A 339-nucleotide genomic window follows, 5' to 3' on the forward strand; every position below is an offset into this window, starting at 1 on the left:
ATCATGGATAAAAGCACTAACACATTGATAAACCAACACAAACCGCCCACCAGCATAACCACGGTGCTAACCGGAGGGTTCGGCGTTCCGAAACGGTTCATCATGCTGCTGCCATCACCAAGATAGAGATAAAGCTGGAATGGCAAATTGACCAACGGCACAAACGCCAGGATGACCCACCAGCCACTTTTTTCCATATCGTGCAAACGGCGCACCAGAAGTCCAATTTGGTAGACCAGCAACGCCAGCGACACCACTGCGACGACGCCCCAACCCACCCACTGCGGCAACAGTTCGGCGGACAACAACAGGAAAAGGGCCATCAGCAAGCCCGACAGC

General features: G+C 53.7%; 1 protein-coding gene. It reads right to left on the reverse strand.

Translation table 11 applies throughout. From position 1 onward, the window contains the following. The coding region (locus A3754_RS24350) for a DUF805 domain-containing protein (protein ID WP_231880777.1) at positions 1 to 323 on the reverse strand (323 nt) is incomplete at its 3' end. Positions 324 to 339: the final 16 nt, after the last annotated feature.

Source organism: Alcanivorax sp. HI0083, from assembly GCF_001635175.1.